At 35.7% G+C, this 17,014-nt stretch carries 21 protein-coding genes and 1 rRNA gene; 1 reads left to right on the top strand and 21 read right to left on the bottom strand.

What is annotated here, in order from left to right:
- Window positions 1–94 precede the first annotated feature (94 nt).
- From spoVG to metG, 11 genes are all read right to left on the bottom strand, one after another.
- Window positions 95–388 carry a septation regulator SpoVG gene (spoVG, locus tag AC1DKZ_RS28570; protein WP_000454042.1) on the bottom strand — a complete coding sequence of 98 codons (294 nt, stop codon included), beginning with the start codon at window positions 386–388 and terminating at the stop codon, window positions 95–97.
- Between the two features lie 152 nt (window positions 389–540).
- Window positions 541–915: a RidA family protein gene (locus tag AC1DKZ_RS28565; protein WP_000869819.1), complete on the bottom strand. Its 375-nt coding sequence runs from the start codon at window positions 913–915 to the stop codon at window positions 541–543.
- A gap of 123 nt (window positions 916–1,038) precedes the next feature.
- Window positions 1,039–1,887: a pur operon repressor gene (gene purR / locus AC1DKZ_RS28560; protein WP_002091587.1), complete on the bottom strand. Its 849-nt coding sequence runs from the start codon at window positions 1,885–1,887 to the stop codon at window positions 1,039–1,041.
- A gap of 54 nt (window positions 1,888–1,941) precedes the next feature.
- Window positions 1,942–2,811, bottom strand: a complete 870-nt coding sequence (gene ispE / locus AC1DKZ_RS28555) for a 4-(cytidine 5'-diphospho)-2-C-methyl-D-erythritol kinase (RefSeq protein WP_012260164.1) — start codon at window positions 2,809–2,811, stop codon at window positions 1,942–1,944.
- Between the two features lie 196 nt (window positions 2,812–3,007).
- A complete protein-coding gene (gene sspF, locus AC1DKZ_RS28550; RefSeq protein ID WP_002094215.1) occupies window positions 3,008–3,187 on the bottom strand; it encodes an acid-soluble spore protein SspF in 180 nt (59 codons plus the stop codon).
- Window positions 3,188–3,278: 91 nt separating this feature from the next.
- On the bottom strand, window positions 3,279–3,542 hold the full coding sequence (gene veg / locus AC1DKZ_RS28545) for a biofilm formation stimulator Veg (RefSeq protein ID WP_002009653.1): 264 nt from the start codon (window positions 3,540–3,542) through the stop codon (window positions 3,279–3,281).
- Between the two features lie 238 nt (window positions 3,543–3,780).
- Window positions 3,781–4,644: a sporulation peptidase YabG gene (gene yabG / locus AC1DKZ_RS28540; protein ID WP_476997574.1), complete on the bottom strand. Its 864-nt coding sequence runs from the start codon at window positions 4,642–4,644 to the stop codon at window positions 3,781–3,783.
- A gap of 117 nt (window positions 4,645–4,761) precedes the next feature.
- Window positions 4,762–5,640: a 16S rRNA (adenine(1518)-N(6)/adenine(1519)-N(6))-dimethyltransferase RsmA gene (gene rsmA / locus AC1DKZ_RS28535; protein WP_476997573.1), complete on the bottom strand. Its 879-nt coding sequence runs from the start codon at window positions 5,638–5,640 to the stop codon at window positions 4,762–4,764.
- Entirely contained in the window at window positions 5,637–6,194 is a 558-nt protein-coding gene (gene rnmV / locus AC1DKZ_RS28530) for a ribonuclease M5 (RefSeq protein ID WP_476997572.1), read from the bottom strand. Before rnmV ends, rsmA begins: the two co-directional genes overlap by 4 nt.
- Before the next feature lie 260 nt (window positions 6,195–6,454).
- A complete protein-coding gene (locus tag AC1DKZ_RS28525; protein ID WP_002091591.1) occupies window positions 6,455–7,222 on the bottom strand; it encodes a TatD family hydrolase in 768 nt (255 codons plus the stop codon).
- Window positions 7,223–7,387: 165 nt separating this feature from the next.
- Window positions 7,388–9,370, bottom strand: coding sequence for a methionine--tRNA ligase (gene metG, locus AC1DKZ_RS28520; RefSeq protein ID WP_476997571.1), 1,983 nt, complete (start codon window positions 9,368–9,370; stop codon window positions 7,388–7,390).
- Between the two features lie 520 nt (window positions 9,371–9,890).
- Here metG and AC1DKZ_RS28515 point away from each other — a divergent pair.
- Complete coding sequence (locus AC1DKZ_RS28515) at window positions 9,891–10,175, top strand: AbrB/MazE/SpoVT family DNA-binding domain-containing protein (RefSeq protein WP_000843037.1); 285 nt, start codon at window positions 9,891–9,893, stop codon at window positions 10,173–10,175.
- Window positions 10,176–10,195: 20 nt separating this feature from the next.
- Here the strand turns inward: AC1DKZ_RS28515 and rsmI are convergent, their stop codons facing one another.
- The 10 genes from rsmI to rrf all read right to left on the bottom strand — a co-directional run.
- Entirely contained in the window at window positions 10,196–11,071 is an 876-nt protein-coding gene (gene rsmI, locus AC1DKZ_RS28510; RefSeq protein WP_219300699.1) for a 16S rRNA (cytidine(1402)-2'-O)-methyltransferase, read from the bottom strand.
- Complete coding sequence (locus AC1DKZ_RS28505; RefSeq protein ID WP_002130207.1) at window positions 11,040–11,330, bottom strand: GIY-YIG nuclease family protein; 291 nt, start codon at window positions 11,328–11,330, stop codon at window positions 11,040–11,042. Before AC1DKZ_RS28505 ends, rsmI begins: the two co-directional genes overlap by 32 nt.
- Window positions 11,317–12,057 carry a tRNA1(Val) (adenine(37)-N6)-methyltransferase gene (locus tag AC1DKZ_RS28500; RefSeq protein ID WP_002138893.1) on the bottom strand — a complete coding sequence of 247 codons (741 nt, stop codon included), beginning with the start codon at window positions 12,055–12,057 and terminating at the stop codon, window positions 11,317–11,319. Before AC1DKZ_RS28500 ends, AC1DKZ_RS28505 begins: the two co-directional genes overlap by 14 nt.
- A gap of 120 nt (window positions 12,058–12,177) precedes the next feature.
- Window positions 12,178–12,528 carry a DNA replication initiation control protein YabA gene (yabA, locus tag AC1DKZ_RS28495; protein ID WP_002009639.1) on the bottom strand — a complete coding sequence of 117 codons (351 nt, stop codon included), beginning with the start codon at window positions 12,526–12,528 and terminating at the stop codon, window positions 12,178–12,180.
- 14 nt (window positions 12,529–12,542) lie between these two features.
- The gene (locus AC1DKZ_RS28490) at window positions 12,543–13,370 is read right to left on the bottom strand and encodes a PSP1 domain-containing protein (RefSeq protein WP_002009637.1); all 828 of its coding nucleotides are present in this window, start codon (window positions 13,368–13,370) and stop codon (window positions 12,543–12,545) included.
- Between the two features lie 5 nt (window positions 13,371–13,375).
- Complete coding sequence (holB, locus tag AC1DKZ_RS28485) at window positions 13,376–14,359, bottom strand: DNA polymerase III subunit delta' (RefSeq protein ID WP_113938530.1); 984 nt, start codon at window positions 14,357–14,359, stop codon at window positions 13,376–13,378.
- A 35-nt stretch (window positions 14,360–14,394) separates the two neighbouring features.
- Window positions 14,395–15,021, bottom strand: a complete 627-nt coding sequence (tmk, locus tag AC1DKZ_RS28480; protein WP_002009634.1) for a dTMP kinase — start codon at window positions 15,019–15,021, stop codon at window positions 14,395–14,397.
- A 1-nt stretch (window position 15,022) separates the two neighbouring features.
- Entirely contained in the window at window positions 15,023–16,444 is a 1,422-nt protein-coding gene (locus AC1DKZ_RS28475; protein WP_476997570.1) for an aminotransferase class I/II-fold pyridoxal phosphate-dependent enzyme, read from the bottom strand.
- A 79-nt stretch (window positions 16,445–16,523) separates the two neighbouring features.
- Window positions 16,524–16,703 carry a sigma factor G inhibitor Gin gene (locus AC1DKZ_RS28470; RefSeq protein WP_002091596.1) on the bottom strand — a complete coding sequence of 60 codons (180 nt, stop codon included), beginning with the start codon at window positions 16,701–16,703 and terminating at the stop codon, window positions 16,524–16,526.
- 199 nt (window positions 16,704–16,902) lie between these two features.
- Window positions 16,903–17,014 (bottom strand): 5S ribosomal RNA (gene rrf / locus AC1DKZ_RS28465); the annotation flags it as partial.

Genomic DNA, 17,014 nt, shown 5'->3' with positions numbered 1-17,014 from the left:
TTATTCAAAAAAAAAAACAAACTCCTGTAAATGCTTACAGGAGTTTGCTACAAAATTATAAGACTTTCTTTCAAAAGCCCTTTTCATTCGAATTTTACGAAGCGCCTGCTTCTTCAAACTCAACCTCTTCTAACTCGCCTAAACGATGATACTCTGTTAAAACCGCATCTTGAATTTTAGAGCGTGTATTAGAATTAATTGGATGTGCAATGTCACGGAATTCTCCATCTGGAGTACGTTTACTTGGCATTGCTACAAATAATCCATTATTACCATCAATTACACGAATATCATGAACAACAAATTCATGGTCTAGAGTAATAGAGGCAATTGCTCTCATGCGGCCTTCTGTGTTTACGCGGCGTAATCTTACGTCAGTCACTTCCATCTTGTGTTCACCACCCTTTTCTAAATAAGCGATATATTTGTATAAATTCCACAAAATTTCTATTTTCCCTTTAATTTTTTAAAAATTTTTAAGATAAAAATTTTTATTGTAGTTGAATATAAGGATTAGTAGAGGTTATCGCTTACAAAGAGTTACTTAACTAGGGCAATTACTTCGATTTCAACAGAAACATCTTTCGGTAATTTTGCTACTTGTACACAAGAACGCGCTGGTTTATGAGTAGAGAAATAAGAACCGTATACTTCATTAACAGCATTAAAATCATCCATATCCTTCAAGAATACTGTTGTTTTTACCACTGTATCAAATGAAGCACCTGCTTCTGCTAATACCGCTTGTAAATTTTCAAATACTTGCTCTGTTTGTACTGTTACATCTCCTGTTACAAGTTCTCCACTTGCCGTTAACGGAATTTGTCCTGAACTATAGAACATATTATTTACAATAATCCCTTGTGAATATGGTCCGATTGCCTGTGGTGCTTTGCTTGTTTGAACAACTTTCATACTTTTCACCCTTTTATTATTTATTTTTACTCTTTAAAAATAGTGTACCAAAGGCAGTTTGTCCATCTATTTTGTAATTTATAAATAGGAATAAAAAAAGGTAAAGCTATCTGCTTTACCTTTTTACTCAGCCTCTACAAGCCCTTTATCAAATGGTGCAAGTGCATAATTCCCCTTTTCCACTTGAATCGCTTTTTCTTTCACATCAACTTCTGACAAACGAATTAATGATACAAAGTTATTAATAAGTCTTTCTTCAATATCCGTAGACTCTACTAATACGCCAATCCCAACAACATTAGCTTTAAACTCTTCTAGCATGCTCATCATACCTTGAATGGTTCCGCCAGCTTTCATAAAGTCATCAATAATTAAAACATTGGACCCTTCTGGAAGGCTACGCTTTGCTAAAGTCATCGTTTGGATTCGCTTAGAGGAACCTGATACATAGTTAATACTAACAGTGGGTCCTTCTGTTACCTTATTATCTTTTCTCGCAATTACTACCGGTACATCTAAGTAGTTCGCTACTGCATAAGCAAGCGGAATTCCTTTTGTCGCTACCGTCATAACCGCATCAATTGGTTGCCTAGCAAAAACAGAAGCAAATAAACGACCTGCGCCATTAATCTGGCGAGGATTACTTAAAAGATCCGTCATATATAAGTAACCGCCAGGCAAAATACGGTCTGGGTTTTCAAATAAGCTACAAAGCTCGTTAATAATCAGATTTGCCTCTTCTTCACTTATATAGGGAATATATTTCACTCCTCCTGCTGCTCCTGGTACCGTTTGCAATGTGCCGACACCTTGTTGTTCAAACGTTTGCTTAATTATAACCAAATCTTCACTAATGGAAGATTTAGCCGATTGATACCTTTCAGCAAAAAAAGTGAGAGAAACTAGCTGACGAGGATTTTGTAACAAGTAATACGTCAGATCGACCAATCTTGTACTTCGTCTAATTTTCATACTCTCACCTCAAATCACGAATATTCTAAACAAATCATAACGTATTATACGTCTTTATTCAAGCGTTTCTCGCTCTCCTAATAAACGCACTGCATATACTTGCTCGCAAAATCCTTTTAACCCGTTATATATGCGGTGCATTCGCGAATCATGGTGTACAAGACCAAATACAGTTGGGCCACTTCCACTCATTAATACGGCATCTGCCCCAAAGCGTTTCATCTGTGATTTAATACGTGCAACCTCGGGATGCATCGCAAACGTCACATCTTCTAAAACGTTACCAACAGTATCACAAATTCCTTTATAATCGCCATGGTTAATGACTTCAACCATTTTATCTACATTTGGATGAGTAACACGATTTAATTTTAAATTTCCGTACACGTCAGCAGTAGATACACCAATGTGGGGCTTTGCTAAAACAACCCAACAAGAAGGCGGAGTCTTTATATGTTCAATTTCTTCTCCTCTTCCAGTGGCAATAGCAGTTCCACCATATACACAGAACGATACATCTGACCCAATTTCTGCGCCAAGCTTTGCTAATTCATCGATTGTTAGCCCTAAATTCCATAACTTATTAAGGCCACGTAATGTCGCTGCTGCATCACTACTTCCACCTGCTAATCCAGCGGCTACTGGAATCGTTTTTTCAATAGTAATAGACACACCTTTTTTTACATTAAACTTCACTTTTAATAATTTCGCTGCTTGATAAGCTAAATTGCGTTGGTCGTCTGGGACATACCGATTATGGGACAAAATTTCAATACGGTCTTCTGCTAATTCCGTTAGCTCTAAACGATCTGCCAAGTCGATTGTTGTCATAATCATTTTCACTTCATGATATCCATCTTGTCTTTTTCCCAGTACATCTAACGACAGATTAATCTTTGCTGGTGCTTTCACTAGTAGCTTCAATCTATTCACCCACTCTATGTACTCAATCTTTTATCGTTTATTTTACCATAAATTTATAGTAAGACGATGACACTTCCCTAATTATATCGAAAAGCATTCAGAATGAAACTACTTATGTCAAATGATGGCACCTTTTAGCGTGCAAAAAGCCGAGGAATCTCTCCTCGGCTACCGTAGCATAGAAAGTATCTTACAACTACTGGTTTCGTTTCATTAATTGCTGTTCTGCAATTTCTATAGCACGTTTCACCATATTACCAGCATCTTTCGCACGAATTCCGCCCCATCCTTCTTTCTGAACAACATCATAAAAGCCAAGCTCTTTTGCAAGCTCTTCTTTAAATTGATTTGACATGACTCCTCTTCGTCTACTCAATGCAGAGTCCCTCCTTATTTTGCTACGGTATAATTAGTATGCAAAATAATATAGCTTTTCATTTATGGGAATATATGTAACAAAAAATACATTAATTATAAAATACTTCATTTTGAGATTCATCGTAAAATGTTAGCTCTACTGTCTCTGTTAAAACATCTGCATAACTATAAGATACACGTTGCAATGCATCTTCTTGCTGGTCTAATTGTACAACAAACACAGAACGATACGTTTCTGCAAGTACACCTGATTGCTCCACAGTTTTTCTTCTCCCACTATTTGCCTTTAACATAAGTCGCTGTCCAAGATGGTGATCTAATTCGCTTTTAATTTCATCTAAACGTTTTGACATATACTTTGCTACACCTCGCTGTAATTTAGATTGAACACTTAAAACACGATATATCTATCCCAATTATTAACCGCAATTCACAGACAATATCATTATAAAAGCATCATGCGTTCAAATAGATAGAAGAAATACTATATTCTAAAAGTATCATTGTATAGTCTGCACGTTCTTGCCGCTTTTTATCCAGACTCATTTAAATCATTTCCACATAAAAAAGCAAGATACGTATGTACCTTGCTCATTCGTCATAATGTTGAAAGGGCAATCCTGTTCGTAAAATCCCTCTTGTTTCAATTCCGCCTAGTCCTTTTTCGCCAGTAATTGTATTACGCACAACGTCCCATACATTTACTCTTTCCATAAATGAAGTGAAACTAATTTTGCCAACTACATATACAGGATCTAGAGCATGAATATTAATTCTAGACGGTGAACTAGCAAAATTAGCACCTGCTCGAATCAACGCCTCAAAGTGTGATTGACACGCTCCAGCAAAAATAACGAGTTGATCCAATGATGGATATTTTTTTCGCACTTCTCGAACAGCCTGTACAAAATGTCTAGAATGTCTATATGCCGCTAAATCTCCCATAACTCCTTTTGACTTTGTATATGCATCATGTCCTGTAATAACTAAAATGTCTGGGCGAAAATGATCTATTAAGTCTACTACCTTTTCATGCATCTCCGTTTCCTTACAATGAATACCTTGAACAGGAACGCCTATTTTATTATATAAATCTAAGCACTTGCGCAAATATAAAGGATCTCCATCTATATGCAATACACGTCCTGGCATTTGAAAATAATTCACTTCACTTGTATATCCACCAGTTGAAGTATGTTCATGTCTTTGTTTCATCAACACGTAATCTTGCTGAAACAACCGGTAAGTACGCTCTATCGTTTCTTTTTCACGCTTCACTCTATTTTTATGTTCTCGTTGATCTATACTAACTAAATCTGCAAGTGGTGCATCCGCCACAAGTCTAATTTCCTCTCCAAATAATATTGCCATATCGCCTTTTATTTCTATAATACGAAAAAGAATATCCCTATTATGAGAATATCGTTCAACTAATTCTCCAACATGTAAAGCCATTCTCCTACCTCCAAACTCCAAACTCGTTAGGCCATCTTACCTGTTTTTAAAGTATGAATTTAGGAAAGGAAAGGTGACAAAAGGGACAGCTCAAGTTGAACTGTCCCTTTCATATTCTTATGACAATTTATGAAGAATTAATGCATTACTTAATGTTGCAAACTCTTCGATAGATAGCGTTTCGCCTCTTCGCTTCGGATCAATTCCTACTTCTGTCAAAATTCGATCCAACATCTCTTTATCTTTCGGGAAACCATTTAAATTATTTGATAAATTATTCATTAAAGTTTTACGACGCTGTGCGAAACTTGCTCGTACTACTTCAAAGAAGAAAGTTTCATCTGTCACTTCTACAACTGGTTTAGGACGCTTTAGAAGACGGATAATCGCAGAATCAACATTTGGTTGTGGCACAAACACTGTACGCGGTACAGTCATAACTGTTTCTACCTCTGTATAATACTGAATGGCAATTGATAAAGAACCATACTCTTTCGTTCCTGGTTTAGCAGCTAAACGATCCCCAACTTCTTTTTGCATCATAACAACAAATCCACGAACCGGTAATTTTTCTTCAAGCAATTTAAATAAAATTGGCGTTGTAATATAGTATGGTAAGTTAGCTACTACCATTACATCTTGTCCTTCTTCAAATTGCTCACTAAACACTTCATGTACATCTGCTTTTAGTACATCTTTATTTATAACTGTAACGTTGCTATATGGAGCTAACGTCTCGTCTAAAATTGGTAATAATCTCTGATCAATTTCAAAAGCCACTACTTTTTTAGCACGCTTTGCCAATTGCTCTGTTAACGCACCAATACCTGGTCCAATTTCAATTGCGCCACTTTCTGAACCGATTTCTGCGTGATCAACGATACGATTTAATACATTCGTATCAATTAAAAAATTTTGTCCTAAACTTTTTTTGAATGAAAATCCATACTTTTCAACAATGTCTTTCGTACGATTTGGTGTTGCGATATCCTTCATTTTTTTTCCTCCTGTATTACTTGCTTATAAGCTTCTGTAAATGATTCCTTTGAAACCTGAAACATTTGTAAACGTTTATGTAACTGTTTTGCGTTTGTATAACCAATCTTTAATAACTTACCCACTCTTTCTCTGCGACTCTTTGCCATTTCTCCGCCCACTAAGCCCGCATCGACTAGATCACTCCAACTAATTTCACTTGTGTAAGCTTCCATTTCTTCATGTATATTCTCTAAAGCACGGCGAATCGACTCATTAGAAGCATGTTCGATTCCAACACCTTTTTTCCTTTTAGCAAGTGCTTCTTCCTTCGTTAAAAAAGCATGCTTACATCCAGGAACCTTGTCAGAAATAATTTTTCGAATACGCTCTCCAGGATAATCTGGATCTGTGAAAATAATAACGCCTCGTTTTTGCTGCGCTAATTTAACTTGCTCAATAACGTGATCACCGATTGCTGAACCGTTCGTTTCGATTGTATCCGCATCAACAGCACGTTTAATCGCAACTGTATCATCTTTACCTTCTACAACGATAATCTCTTTAATTTTCATGCTTGCCTCCACACTCTTTTCATCTCTACTTAGTAAAACAAAAAAATGACGACTTTTCCATTATTATTTTCCCAATCTTACATTTTAAAAAGTAGAAGAGAAAAATCTTTGTTCACTATCCTTATTGTAACACTTCTATCTCCATCTTAATTTATCCGCAGTATTTCTACACTTATGTTATGCGTAAATAGTGGGTTCTTATCACTTCTATTATCTCTCTTCTCAAAAAACAAAAAAAGAATGGGACTCCCCATTCTTTTTTATTCAACACCAAATAAGGCTTTGGCATTCTTTGTTGTTACTTGTGCTACTTCGTCATAAGAAATTCCTTTTAAATTCGCAATTTCTTCTGCTACCAGTTTTACATAACTAGGTTCATTTCGTTTCCCTCGAAATGGATGTGGTGTTAAATACGGGCAATCTGTCTCTATCAATAATTTTTCTAACGGAATCTCCATAGCAACTTCTTTCGGTTTCTTGGCATTTTTAAATGTTACTGGCCCACCTAATGAAATTAAAAAGTTCATATCGACACATCGCTGCGCTACTTCTACACTACCGCTAAAGCAATGCATAATGCCCCCTACTTCAGCTGCATTCTCTTCCTCTAGGATATCAACAATATCTTGAGTTGCATCGCGGTTATGTATAATAATCGGTAATTTCACCTTTTTCGCTAATGCAATTTGTTTACGGAATACTTCCTTCTGTATTTCCTTTGGAGACTTATCCCAGTGATAATCTAATCCCATTTCCCCAATTGCAACTACTTTAGGATGAGCCGCTAATTCTTCTAACCAAGCTAAATGTTCTTCTTTCATATCGATTGCATCAACAGGATGCCATCCAACTGCAGCGTAAATAAAATCATAAGCCTCTGCTAATTCAATTGCTTTCTTTATCGTTACTTCATCAAATCCAACAACAACTGTATATGTAACTCCCGCTTCTTTCATTCTCGCGATAACTTCTTGTAAATCTTCTTCAAATTGCTCTGCATTTAAATGTGAATGTGTATCAAACAACATAATAAATAACTCCTTTTATATTGAAATCAATTCTCTCATAGAAAAACTACACTCTTTCTAACTTAACGATAACAATACTTCAATTTTAATGCAAAAAACGGAATGTAAAAAGAAAAAAGACGCTTCACTAATGTTACACGTGAAACATCTCTTTTCTTGTCTCAATTACTTGATTTTTGCACCATTTGGTAAATTCTGGTCAATTGATGCTAATGACAATACGCCATTCTCTTCACCTGCTAAAATCATACCTTGTGATAATTCACCACGTAATTTTACAGGTTTTAAATTCGTTACACAAATAACCTTTTTACCTTTTAGTTCTTCTGGGGAATAGAATTTAGCAATCCCAGAAACCACTTGGCGCTTCTCTGTACCTAAATCAAGCTGAATTTTTAACAACTTATCTGCTTTTTTCACAGGTTCAGCGGATATTACTTCAGCTACTCGTAATTCTACTTTAAAGAAATCATCAATTGTAATTTCTTCTGCCTTTGGTTCTTCTGCTTTTTTCTCTTCTACTTTAGGAGCAGAACCTTGCATTTGTTCTTTAATATATCCCACTTCTACTTCCATTTCCAAACGAGGGAAAATTGGGTTTCCTTTTTCTACTTTTGTTCCAGCTGGAATACATCCAATTGTAGATAGGCTTTCCCAAGATTTATGCGCCTCTTCAGTAAGTCCAAGTTGAGCAAACATCTTACTTGGTGCTACTGTTAGGAATGGCATAAGCATAATACCTGTTTGACGAAGTACCTCAGCTAAGTGGGACATTACAGACGCAAGTTTTTCACGATCATTCTCATCCTTCGCTAATACCCACGGCTGCGTTTCATCAATATATTTGTTCGTACGGCTAACTAATTGCCAAATGGAACTTAGCGCTACAGAGAATTCCATATTCTCCATTGCCTCTTCTACTTTTTTCAATGTATCTTCGGCAAATGTCACTAGCGTTTCATCGAACTCAGTTACATTTGCTTTAAATGCAGGGATTTCCCCGTTAAAGTATTTATCAATCATAGCTACTGTACGATTTAATAAGTTACCTAAATCATTCGCTAAATCAAAGTTGATTCGTTCAACAAATCCTTCTGGTGTGAATACTCCATCAGATCCAAATGGAACTTCGCGAAGTAAGTAGTAACGCAATGCATCTAATCCGTAACGATCAATTAATGTAACTGGATCTACTACGTTTCCTTTTGACTTACTCATTTTTCCATCCTTCATTAAAATCCAGCCATGAGCAAAGACTTTCTTCGGAAGTGGTAAATCTAAAGCCATTAAAATAATTGGCCAATAAATTGTGTGGAAACGAACGATTTCTTTCCCAACTAAATGGACATCTGCTGGCCAGAATTTTTTATACTTCTCTTCATTTTCTGTTCCATATCCTAATGCAGTAATGTAATTAGACAACGCATCTACCCATACGTAAATAACGTGTTTTGGGTTACCTGGAACACGAACTCCCCAGTCAAATGAAGTACGAGAAACCGCTAAATCTTCTAATCCTGGTTTAATGAAGTTATTAATCATTTCATTTTTACGGGACTCCGGCTGAATGAAATGAGGGTTATCCTCATAGAACTTTAATAGTCGGTCTACATATTTACCCATTCTAAAGAAATAAGACTCTTCGCGAACAAGTTCTACAGCGTGACCACTATCTGGGCTTTTTCCACCAACTACTTTGTCACCTTCCATAATTGGATCTACTAATTGATGCGCTGTATAGAATGTTTCATCTTGTACAGAATACCAACCTTCATATTCATCAAGATAAATATCGCCTTGATCTACTAGCTGCTTGAAGATTTTCTCAACAACATCTTTATGACGATCTTCAGTTGTACGAATAAAATCATCATAAGAGATATCCATCTTCTCCCAAAGTTCTTTAATCCCTGATACAATGTTATCCACATATGCCTGTGGTGTAACATTTAGTTCTTCTGCTTTCTTTTGGATCTTCTGTCCATGCTCATCAGTTCCTGTTAAATAATGAACATTGTATCCTTGCATACGCTTATATCGTGCCATCGCATCTCCTGCTACTGTCGTATAAGCATGTCCAATGTGTAACTTTCCACTTGGATAATAAATTGGGGTAGTAATATAAAAGGACTTATTTTCCTCTTTCATCGTTTTGGACCTCCCGAATAACCTCATATGTATTTATAAACAGTATATCAAAAACTCATATATAAAGTGAAACTTTAATCCGTGAAGAGGGTTCATCCCCCATGGATTATTAGCCCACACCAATCGGGATTTTACGAGCAGCCCGACTCCCACTTAACTTCTTTGCTCCGGCTAAATTTTGAAGTGGGAGTCTTACTGCTCGCAAATAGCGGGATAAAACGAGTTAATGCTCGATATCTTTATCATCTATTACTCATATTCAAAAAAAATATACAATATATTTCCCGAAAAGTATAAATATTACAAAAAATAATACAAAACAATTGTAGAAATGACTTACATTCTATCATATATAAGAAGTATAAAAATCTATAAATCTTTTTTTAAAATATAGAATTTAATAATTGACGGAAATGTAAATGATTGGTATCATATGTCCATAGGGTATTTTGTCGAAAAATGACGAATCAAAAAAATAGACTCGAAACTTATAAACTATTTATTTAGGAGGAAAAGAATTATGAAATCTACTGGTATCGTTCGTAAAGTTGATGAATTGGGTCGTGTAGTAATTCCAATCGAATTACGCCGTACTTTAGGTATTGCAGAAAAGGATGCTCTTGAAATCTACGTTGATGATGAAAAAATCATCTTAAAGAAATATAAACCAAACATGACTTGCCAAGTAACTGGTGAAGTATCTGATGGTAACCTATCTTTAGCTGAAGGTAAAATTATCTTAAGTAAAGAAGGCGCTGAACAAGTCTTAAACGAACTTCAAGATTATATCGAAACAGCAAAATAAGCTTCTCAATTATGAGAAGCTTATTTTTTATCCACATGATAGATTTGATATACGTCTCGTTTCGACAAATCTCGGTCTTTAGCGACTGTTTTTATCGCTTCTTTTGAATTCATACCTTTTTCATTTATATAATGTTCAATATGATTATATACTGAAATAGCTTCCCACCATTTTTCTTCTGGAGTAGGTTCTTCTGTTGAACCTGCTACTAAAATACAAAACTCACCACGAACTTCATTTTGCTTCGTCCACTCAATCGCTTCTTCAATTGTTCCACGAATAAACTCTTCAAATTTTTTCGTTAGCTCACGACATAATACGATTTCCCTATTTCCTAATACTTCTTGCATAGAGATTAAAGTATCATCTAAACGATGTGGCGCCTCATAAAACATCATTGTAGTTGGAATATAGCGTAGTTTTTCTAATTCAAGCTTACGTCCTTTTTTATTTCTTTGCAGGAAACCATAGAAATAAAAATGTTTTGTCTCAAGTCCTGATGCAATCAATGCTGTAAGGGCTGCATTTGCCCCAGGAAGCGGGATAACATGATATTGTTCTGCTACAGCCTCTACAACGATATCATAACCAGGATCTGAAATACATGGCATACCAGCATCGCTCACAATGGCTACAGTCTTACCTTCTTCTAACTTATCTAAAATTTTCCGTCCACTTACTCCTTTATTATGCTCATGATAACTCATAACTGGTGTTTCAATTTCAAAGTAATTACAAAGTTTCTTCGTTTGCCTTGTATCTTCCGCTGCAATAATGTCTGCCTCTTTTAAAATTCGGATTGCACGAAATGTCATATCCTCTAAATTTCCGATTGGAGTCGGTACTAAATATAAAACTCCCTTTTCATTTTGCTGAAAGCTTTTTTGCTGCCACATAGCGTTCTCCTTTTTGCATATATTCTTCTTTTTTTTTCCTCGTTAACTGCTTAAAGTGATACTCAGCTTGCATAGCCGTTCGTTTATCCTCGTGATCCTCTACATATTTTAAAACAACTGGAAGTCTAGCGCGTGTATATCTAGCACCTTTTCCACTATTATGGGTCTGAATCCGTTTTTCTATATGATTCGTGTATCCAGCATAATAACTCCCATCAGAACACTCCACCACATAAAAACAATGCTTATTCTTCTCCATATAAAATTGAACGAAGCTCCTTTGTATATTCATTGTTTTCTTCATATACAAAAAGAGGTGGTAAGATTTTTAAATCTGCATTCCCATCCTTAATTCCTTCAATTAACAATGTATTCGCTTCTTTACCAGCCTTAGGATAAACAAATCGCACACGTTTCGGTTCAATTTTGTATTTACGCATTAATGTGACGATGTCGAGCAGACGACCTGGACGATGTACAAATGCTACTTTCCCACCCTGTTTCACTAGCTGGCTACTTGCGTATACAACATCTTCTAGTGTGCACATAATTTCATGACGAGCTATCGCTAAATGTTCATTCATATTCTTCTCAGAAGTTTGTGGTGTTTGAAAATAAGGAGGATTACATGTTACAACATCATATTGATGACGTCCAAGTTTCTCCGGCATATCTTTCAAATCTCCATGGATTAAATGAATTCTTTCTTCTAAATTATTGTATTGAACGCTTCTTATTCCCATATCATATAAGCGCTCTTGAATTTCTACACCTGTAATTTTCCCTTTTGTCCTTGTACTTAATAAAAGAGGGATAACTGCGTTACCTGTACACAAATCAAGTAAATTACCTTTTTGAATTGGCACCCAAGCAAAATCTGCAAGTAAAACAGCATCCAAAGAAAAATTAAATACTGATGGACTTTGTACAATCTTCATATCTTGCGCTAATAAGTAATCTAAACGCTCATCTTCATATAAATTCATATATTGCTCCCTTTCTTACACTTAACCTATCCTATTTCATCTTCTATTAATGTAAAAATAAATTTCATTCTACTCTCATGTATAAAAAATTACCTTTCCAATTATATTGGAAAGGTAATCTCACTTTTTATTTAAAAATGACAGACAGAATAAACAATCTCCCTCTTTACGTACACTTCCATAATGTAGATTGCAAATATGAAAACCTTCTTGATATAGTCTCGCTAGATTATCGTAGCCTTCACCAATATCTGTCTTCGCCTTCATTTCTTTGCGCTTTTGAGTTTTTTGTTTTTCCTTGTTCTGCACTTCTTCAAAACGATGTCGCAAATTTTCATTTTCCATTTTTATATGTTGGTTTTCTTCCAATAATTCTGCAAGATGTTGTTTTAATTCCCCCAACTGTTTGTATAAATGTCCAATTTGCTCTTCCATACTAGAAACCGATGCAAAAATATCCTTTTTCTCCACAAGCACCCACCTCATTAATCTGTGGTTTGACTCGAAACGACCCCTTTATTCATTAATTCATCTAACGTATATTCTACTATCCGTTCCTTGTCTACTAGTTCCACTTGAATTAATCTTTCTAAAATATTTAATCCGATAACACGGCCAGTACCGTGCGGTGTTTGTATACGTTGATCTAAATCAGGAAGTTGTTCCTTTGCTGCCTCATATTCATCATTCTCATATTTTAAGCAACACATTAAGCGACCACATAAACCAGAGATTTTTGCAGGATTTAATGATAAATTTTGATCCTTTGCCATTTTAATGGATACAGGTTCAAAATCTCCTAAAAAAGTAGAACAACAAAGCATACGACCACATGGACCAATACCACCAAGCATTTTTGCTTCGTCACGAACGCCGATCTGTCTCAGCTCAATTCTTGTCCTAAAAATTGCCGCTAAGTCTTTCACTAGTTCCCGGAAATCAATCCGGCCATCCGCAGTAAAGTAAAAAATAATCTTATTACGATCGAACGTATACTCTACATCTACAAGCTTCATATCAAGATTATGTTCTCCTACCTTTTGTTGACAAACTTGATATGCTTCTTTCGCAGCATGCCTATTCTCTTCAACAATGGTACGATCATTTTCATTTGCAATACGAATAACTTTTTTTAGCGGTAATACAACGTCATTTTCATCAACTTGCTTTTTGGTAATAACTACTTTTCCGTACTCAATACCTCTTACCGTTTCTACAATTACAAACTCATTTTCTGAGATATCGAACTGATTTGGATCAAAGTAATATACCTTTCCGGCCTTCTTAAAGCGAACACCTACTACATCATACAAAACGGTCATCCCTCCTGCAACCGCAACACTAACTGTTCGAACACAAGCTGCGCATTTACATTAGCGTTGATTCTATTTTTTGCCTCTAATATATTAAAGAGAGCTGATACAATGCGCTTCTGAGCATAAGAAAAGGATTCAAACATCTCTTTCTGCTCATGAAAAACAAGACGATCTTCTTCTCCAAGTTGAACATATAATAAATCCTTATAAATAAGGAGTAACATATCTAAGCCTTGCTGTAATTGTTCTTTCTCTCCAAAGTGCTTCCCCCATTTTTCTTGTACAAAAAAAATAGAGGCCTTATCTTTTTCGAGCGCTTCACATAATTTTATCACTAAAGCTCTCGCTTGTGCAAACCATTCATCATTACACATTAATAAAGCTTCTTCAAAACTATTTGTAAGCTGCGCAGCAAGTGTAGATAAAGAAACTGTAATACCTTCTTCCTCTAACCTCTTAATTAAAGATTCTGTAGGCAACGGCCTAAACGTAACAACTTGACAACGAGATAAGATTGTATTTAAAATCTGATGACTTTGTTCAGTAAGTAAAATAGCTGTTGTATCACTACTTGGTTCTTCTAAAAACTTTAAGAGCGTATTCGCTGCATTTGCTGTCATACGATCTGCATGCTCAATAATATATACTTTTTTATTTGCTTCTAATCCTGTTTTTGAAAACTCTTCTTGTAAATCATGAATTTGCTGTTTTTTAATAGATAATCCATCTGGTTTTACAATATGTAAGTTTGGGTAGTTACCTGAATCAATTCGGCGACAATTCGTACATACATGACAAGGCTCTACACCATTTCTTTGTGAACAGAGAAAACTTTTTGCCATTTGAATTGCTGTGGCAAACTTCCCAGTCCCTTTCCCTCCCTCTAACAAGTAAGCGTGGGATATACGCTCTTTTGCAATGCTATTCATCAACATTTTGACACCGATGGGCTGTATAACAGAAAGCTGCTCCCACGTATTTATCATACTGCATACCTCACTTATTTCATTCTTTCCTTCTATTATAACAATTTATCTTCTATAATCTGAACAACTTCTTCTATAAGTTTTTTCATTGGTTGATCAGCATTTACTAATACAATGCGATTAGAGAAACGCTCTACAACTTGTAAATACCCTTCACGCACACGTTTATGGAAAGAGATATCTTCCATATCTAGTCGATTTACTTCACGTCCTGCATCTTTTCCAATTCGTGCTAAACCTACCTCTGGCTCAATATCTAAATAGATTGTTAAACTAGGCATACAATCTTCCGTTGCGAAACGATTAATTTCAAATACTTTATCCATACCTAAGCCCCTTGCATATCCTTGATATGCTAAAGAGCTATCTATAAAACGATCACATAGTACAAGATAGTTTTCCTCAAGTGCTGGCATAACTTTTTCCACTAAATGTTGTCTACGTGCAGCAGCATATAAGAGCGCCTCTGTACGTGCTTCCATCATCGTATACTCTTGTTTATGTAAAATTGTTCTAATATCTTCAGAAATTGCAATACCACCCGGTTCTCTGGTCGCCATTACCTTTTGTTCCTTTTGCTCAAAATATGGTAATAAACTTTTAATTAATGTTGTTTTACCCGAACCTTCTGGCCCTTCAATTGTTACAAATAATCCCTTCATCCTAAAACCTACTTTCTATATCATACACGTTCATATATTTCGTACTACCTTGAAAACGAGCCCCTGTTTTCTCTAAATGAGTAATTTGCTTTGTATGTTCTTGAGTAATTCCCTCTCCATACATGATCAATGGAATTCCAGGTGGATACGGAATCACCATTTCTGCAGCTATCATACCAACGGCTTCTTCTATAGATACTAACTTCGTTTCGTATCTCTCTAATTGTTTATACGTATACGGTAAAGGGGAAATCTCCCCTTTATAAGTATAACGAATTGATGCTGTCTTGTCTTTTACCTTATATTGCTGCATAGCTAATCGAATGATCTCTATAGCTTTCATATACCCCTCATTTACTTGTAACGGTAATATAAGTAGGACGTTATATGGATCTGCCATTTCCGTATATATACCGACTTTTTCAAATACAGACTGTAATTCATACCCCGATAACTGACAGCGAGTTTGCACCGTAACTTTTAATTCATCTTGCGATGGATATTGCAAAATGGCTATTTGTGGGATAAATCGCAATCCTTCTTTAAATCGGCGTAAAAACTCAACGATTTCATCATGGCCCTCTTCCTTTATAACTGCTATTGCAAAACGTGCTATATCAAGAGAAGCCATAATTGGATACGATGGGCTACTAGATTGTAGCATACTTAAATAGGAGGAAACTTTTTCTTCGCTCACCAAATGGCTATTTATATGTAAATAAGATCCCATTGTCATCGCAGGTAATGTTTTATGTGCGGAATGAACCACAATATCCGCACCATAAACTAATGCTGACTTCGGGAAGGGGTCCCCTATACAAAAATGCGCCCCATGGGCTTCATCTACTAGAACAGGAATTTTATGTGCATGTGCGTAAGCGATACTTGCCTCTAAATCAATGCCCATACCATAGTAATTAGGATGTGTTAAAATAAGTGCTTTTGCATTTGGATACTTTGTAATTGCCTCCTTAATAACTTCATCACGAACACCTACTGGTACGTTATGTACTTCATCAATCCATGGATTTAAAAAGACCGGATTCGCCCCTGCTAATTTCAAACCATTAATGATCGACTTATGACAATTTCTTTGTACGAGGACAATATCATGTTCGCCGCAGCAAGACAAAATCATTGCTAAATTTCCAACTGTTGAACCATTAATTAAAAAATAACTTTTGTGCACGCCGTATACTTCAGCTAATAATTGCTGTGCTTCATCAATACATTCAAACGGGCTATGTAAATCATCTAATCCTGTTAACTCTGTTACATCAATTGATAATATGTCCTTAAACCCCCCTGAAGCTTTCTGAGGGAAGTTTAAACCATTCTTATGACCCGGAACATGAAAAGATAGTAGTCGCCTTTCTTTAAATTCCATTAGCGCCTCATATAAAGGCATACGATTTTGATTCATATATATCTCTTCCTTATTATTCATTGTGTATCTATTATACAGATATTAGGGCAAAAAAAATAATAGGCATAATGCCTATTTAAAAATATGATACTTCTAATTTTCGCAGTTGTTTTAAATAATGTATATACTTCGGGTCATTTGTCTCAGTATTCACCAGATTTCTTTCGCACTCGTAACATATTAAATTATTATATACATATATTCCTTCCCCTCTTTTTGTCTCACAAACGATGCAAATTTCACTTGGTAATTTCATAATCTTTCCTCCCTTTTTAAATAAACATATTATATACCTCTATTCCTTAACAAATTTCCGGAAAATATACATCAATTTCTTATATAATATGATTTATTCTTGGGCAACGTGTTTGTATTACTTATGTATTCCCTTTACTTCTTTCATGTACCGTTTAAAAACAAAAAAACACAAGTCAAAAGACTTGTGTTTTTATCTTGCTTGGCGACGTCCTACTCTCACAGGGACAAGGTCCCAACTACCATCGGCGCTAGAGAGCTTAACTTCCGTGTTCGGTATGGGAACGGGTGTGACCTCTCTGCCATCATCAC

The organism is Bacillus sp. 05T21, from assembly GCF_056396785.1.
Note: the sequence above shows the minus strand (reverse complement) of the source record. Positions and strands in the feature narration are given on the sequence as shown.

Coding starts and splice junctions, on each gene's coding strand:
- spoVG (WP_000454042.1), bottom strand. CDS start 388: ATGGAAGTGACTGACGTAAGATTACGCCGCGTAAACACAGAAGGCCGC.
- AC1DKZ_RS28565 (WP_000869819.1), bottom strand. CDS start 915: ATGAAAGTTGTTCAAACAAGCAAAGCACCACAGGCAATCGGACCATAT.
- purR (WP_002091587.1), bottom strand. CDS start 1,887: ATGAAAATTAGACGAAGTACAAGATTGGTCGATCTGACGTATTACTTG.
- veg (WP_002009653.1), bottom strand. CDS start 3,542: ATGTCAAAACGTTTAGATGAAATTAAAAGCGAATTAGATCACCATCTT.
- yabG (WP_476997574.1), bottom strand. CDS start 4,644: ATGGCTTTACATGTTGGAGAATTAGTTGAACGATATTCTCATAATAGG.
- rsmA (WP_476997573.1), bottom strand. CDS start 5,640: ATGAAGGATATCGCAACACCAAATCGTACGAAAGACATTGTTGAAAAG.
- rnmV (WP_476997572.1), bottom strand. CDS start 6,194: ATGAAAATTAAAGAGATTATCGTTGTAGAAGGTAAAGATGATACAGTT.
- AC1DKZ_RS28525 (WP_002091591.1), bottom strand. CDS start 7,222: ATGTTGTTTGATACACATTCACATTTAAATGCAGAGCAATTTGAAGAA.
- metG (WP_476997571.1), bottom strand. CDS start 9,370: ATGAAAGAGGAAAATAAGTCCTTTTATATTACTACCCCAATTTATTAT.
- AC1DKZ_RS28515 (WP_000843037.1), top strand. CDS start 9,891: ATGAAATCTACTGGTATCGTTCGTAAAGTTGATGAATTGGGTCGTGTA.
- rsmI (WP_219300699.1), bottom strand. CDS start 11,071: ATGTGGCAGCAAAAAAGCTTTCAGCAAAATGAAAAGGGAGTTTTATAT.
- AC1DKZ_RS28505 (WP_002130207.1), bottom strand. CDS start 11,330: ATGGAGAAGAATAAGCATTGTTTTTATGTGGTGGAGTGTTCTGATGGG.
- AC1DKZ_RS28500 (WP_002138893.1), bottom strand. CDS start 12,057: ATGAATTTATATGAAGATGAGCGTTTAGATTACTTATTAGCGCAAGAT.
- holB (WP_113938530.1), bottom strand. CDS start 14,359: ATGATAAATACGTGGGAGCAGCTTTCTGTTATACAGCCCATCGGTGTC.
- tmk (WP_002009634.1), bottom strand. CDS start 15,021: ATGAAGGGATTATTTGTAACAATTGAAGGGCCAGAAGGTTCGGGTAAA.
- AC1DKZ_RS28475 (WP_476997570.1), bottom strand. CDS start 16,444: ATGAATCAAAATCGTATGCCTTTATATGAGGCGCTAATGGAATTTAAA.
- AC1DKZ_RS28470 (WP_002091596.1), bottom strand. CDS start 16,703: ATGAAATTACCAAGTGAAATTTGCATCGTTTGTGAGACAAAAAGAGGG.